Genomic DNA, 3,499 nt, shown 5'->3' with positions numbered 1-3,499 from the left:
AGGTTCGGCGGGGCCTGAACGCGCATCTTGGGTCCCATCACCAACCGGGTGACCGCCACGGTCGCGATGAAGTCCTCGAAGGCAGCATCCGGTGACGACGCCATCGCGGTGTGGTCCTTGGCGCGGAAGTTCTGCACGATGACTTCCTGCACGTGCCCGAACTCCTTGTGCACCCGCCGGATCGCGTGGATGGTCTCGGCGCGCTCGGTCAACGTCTCACCGATGCCGACGAGCAGGCCGGTGGTGAACGGGATGGACAGCCGGCCGGCGTCCTCGAGCACCCGGAGCCGGACCTCGGGGTCCTTGTCGGGAGAGCCGAAGTGCGCCTCGCCCTTCGTGTCGAACAGGCGCCGGGAGGTGGTCTCGAGCATCATCCCCATCGAGGGGGCGACCGGCTTGAGCCGGTTCATCTCCTCCCACGACATCACGCCGGGGTTGAGGTGGGGGAGGAGGCCGGTCTCCTCGAGCACCCGGACCGCCATCGCGCGGACGTAGGCCAGCGTCGAGTCGTAGCCCTGCTCGTCGAGCCACGCGCGCGCCTCGGGCCAGCGGTCCTCGGGCCGGTCGCCGAGGGTGAACAGCGCCTCCAGGCAGCCGAGCTCGGCCCCCTGGCTCGCGATCGCGAGGATCTCGTCGGGGGACAGGTACGGCGCGCGCCCCTCCCGCGCCGCCTGCGCGGGCGTCTCCACGAACGTGCAGTAGTGGCACCGGTCGCGGCACAGCCGGGTGACCGGGATGAAGACCTTCGGTGAGTAGGTGACCACGCCCTCGCGACCGGCGGCGCGCAGCCCCGCGTCCCGCACCCGCGCGGCCGCGGCGCACAGCCGGTCGAGGTCCGCACCGGTCGCCGCCAGCAGCACAGTCGCCTCGGCCAGGTCCAGCGCCGCACCACGCTCGGCCCGGGCCAACGCACGCCGCAGCTGCTGAGGGGTGGGCACGGTTCAGGCTAACCAGCGGTGGGCCGGGAGCGACTCCCGGCCCACCTGCTGGCTGTAGCTCCTAGACGCTGATGCTCTCGCGCTCCGGCTCCGGTGCACCCGGGTCGGGTGTGTCGTGGCCGCGGTCGAGCTTGCTCGGCCACCAGATCTTGCCCCCGAGGTCGTAGTTGAGCGCCGTGACCAGCACCGGCCGCACGACCAGCGTCTCGAGGATCACGCCGAGGGCCACGGCCACACCGAGCTCGGTCAGGAAGACCAGTGGCAGCGAGGCCAGCACCGCGAACGTCGCCGCCAGGACGAGTCCCGCTGAGGTGATCACGCCACCGGTGGCCCGCAGCGCCACCAACGACCCCGCCCTGGTGCCCCTGGTCTGCGTCTCCTCCCGCACCCGGGTCATCAGGAAGATGTTGTAGTCGATGCCCAGGGCGACCAGGAACACGAAGACGAACAGCGGGAACGACGCATCGGCGTGGGCGAACCCTCCGCCCTGGTCGAACAGGTGAGTGAAGACGCCGTGGAACAGCAGCGTCGACAGCCCCAGCGCCGCGCCGAAGGAGAGGATCACCGTGCCGATGAGCAACACCGGCGACAGCACCGCGCGGAGGAGCACCATCAGGATCAGCATCACGACGAGCAGAACGATCGGGATGATCACCCAGTTGTCGCGGGTCGACGCCTTCTGGATGTCGAGGTAGATCGCTGACGTGCCGCCCACCAGGGCATCCGCCCCGTCGACCGCACGGACCTTGTCCCGGACCGCCTTGATCGTGTCGAACGCCGCCTGGTCGGCCACGTCACCCTCGACGGGCGCGGTGATCAGCTTGACGCCGCCAACGGGCGGGATCTGGGTGTTGGGCTCGCCGAGTCCCGGGATGCCCTGCATGGCAGCGGCCACCTCGTCGGCCTTGTCGGCGTTGACCACCACCTGGACCGGGCTCGAGTCGTCGGCGAAGCCGTGCTCGGTCAGGACCTGCTGGCCTTTGACCGAGTCGAACACCTTGGTGTACTGCTCGGCGGAGTTGAGGCCGGTCGCGTCGAGCTTGAGCAGCCCGAGGCAGGCGACGGCGAGCACGACCGCGGTGCCGACCCAGATCGTCCGCGGCCGGATCGCGATCCGGTTGCCGACCTTGGCCCACAGACCCGAGGCGGTGGGCTCGGGCGACCCGAACGCCGGGCGCTTGGGCCAGAAGACCCACCGGCCGCAGATCACCAGCAGGGCCGGCAGCAGGGTGATCATCACGAGCAGGGTCACCGCGACGCCGATGGCCAGCACCGGACCCAGGCCGGCGGTGGAGTTCATCTCGGCCAGGGTCAGGCAGAGCATGCCGATCGCCACGGTGGCCGCGCTGGCGAGGATCGCCGGGGTCGCGCGGTGGAGCGCGAAGGCCATCGCCTCGTGCCGGTCCTCGTGGCGGCGCAGCTCCTCCTTGTAGCGGGCGACGAGCAGCAGCGCGTAGTCCGTGCCGGCGCCGAAGACCAGCACCGTGAGGATGCCGGCCGTCTGGGCGTTCACGGTGAGGTCGGCCCGGGTCGCGAGCAGGTAGACCACCGCCTGCGCCGCCATCAGCGCGACCACCGAGGAGAACACGGGCAGGATCCAGAGGAGCGGGCTGCGGTAGGTGAGGAGCAGGATGACCACCACCACGCCGATCGCGGCGTACAACAGCTTCCCGTCGATGCCGGCGAACGCGTCGGAGGAGTCGGCGGCGTACCCGCCAGGACCGGTGAAGTGGACCCGGAGCCCGGTCGGCCCGTCGTGGGTGAGGCCGCGCATCCGCTCCACCGCGGTGCCGACGGTCTGCCAGCCGCCGTCCCCGGCGTCGACGGGTACGACGACCTCGAGGGCCTGGCCGTCACGGGACGGGATCGGTCCGACGGCGTCGCGCCTGACCGTGGGGAGATCCTCGAACGCGGTGACCTGGCCGCGCACGGCGGCCGCGTCGGCGGGCGTGATGCCGCCGCTGCGCTCGTAGACGACGACGGTGGTGATCTCGTCGCTGGAGCGGAACCGCTCGGTCGCCTTGAGCACCTGGGTGGACTCGGCATCACCGGGCAGCCAGGACACGGCGTCGTTCTTCTGTGCCCCGGTCAGGTCGCCGGCGGGCTTGTACGCGACCGCGAGCACGACCACCCAGACCGCGAGGATCAGCCACTTGGCGGTCTTGTTCGACGGGAACCTGGCCAGCCTTCCGACCGACGACATCAGCTCAGAGGTCACGGTGCCCCCTCAGGTGAGAGCGGTGTACTGCGTGCGCCTGTCGCGACGAGGCTGGTGCGCCGCGCTCTTGGAGGTCAACCGAATATGCGGGTGCTCTAGACGCGTCAGCGGCGGGCGGTGGAGCCGACCGGGACGCCGCGGTACCACCACTCGACGCTGCGCAGGAACGCGTTCGCCACGTCCGAGACCTCCGCGCCGAGCTCCGGACGCGCCGCCTCGTAGCGGCGTACCGCTGCCAGCAGCCGGCCCGCGGGTCCCTCGAACGAGACCAGGGCACGGCGCAGCTCCTCGTCGAGCTCCATGTTCTCGACCAGGCTGCCCAGTGGCTGCCCGAGCACCTCCT

General features: G+C 70.9%; 3 protein-coding genes. All 3 read right to left on the bottom strand.

Annotated features, from left to right (window positions below; translation table 11 throughout):
* Window positions 1-938: 7,8-didemethyl-8-hydroxy-5-deazariboflavin synthase CofG (gene cofG, locus VFV89_RS06110; protein WP_329705025.1), on the bottom strand; the 938-nt coding region annotated here is incomplete at its 3' end.
* Window positions 939-999: 61 nt separating this feature from the next.
* Window positions 1,000-3,156, bottom strand: a complete 2,157-nt coding sequence (locus tag VFV89_RS06105; protein ID WP_329705024.1) for an MMPL family transporter — start codon at window positions 3,154-3,156, stop codon at window positions 1,000-1,002.
* Between the two features lie 104 nt (window positions 3,157-3,260).
* On the bottom strand, window positions 3,261-3,499 hold a 239-nt coding region (locus VFV89_RS06100), incomplete at its 5' end, for a hypothetical protein (protein WP_329705023.1).

Source organism: Nocardioides sp., from assembly GCF_036274455.1.
GTDB lineage: Bacteria > Actinomycetota > Actinomycetes > Propionibacteriales > Nocardioidaceae > Nocardioides.
This window is presented reverse-complemented; position numbering and strand designations above follow the sequence as displayed.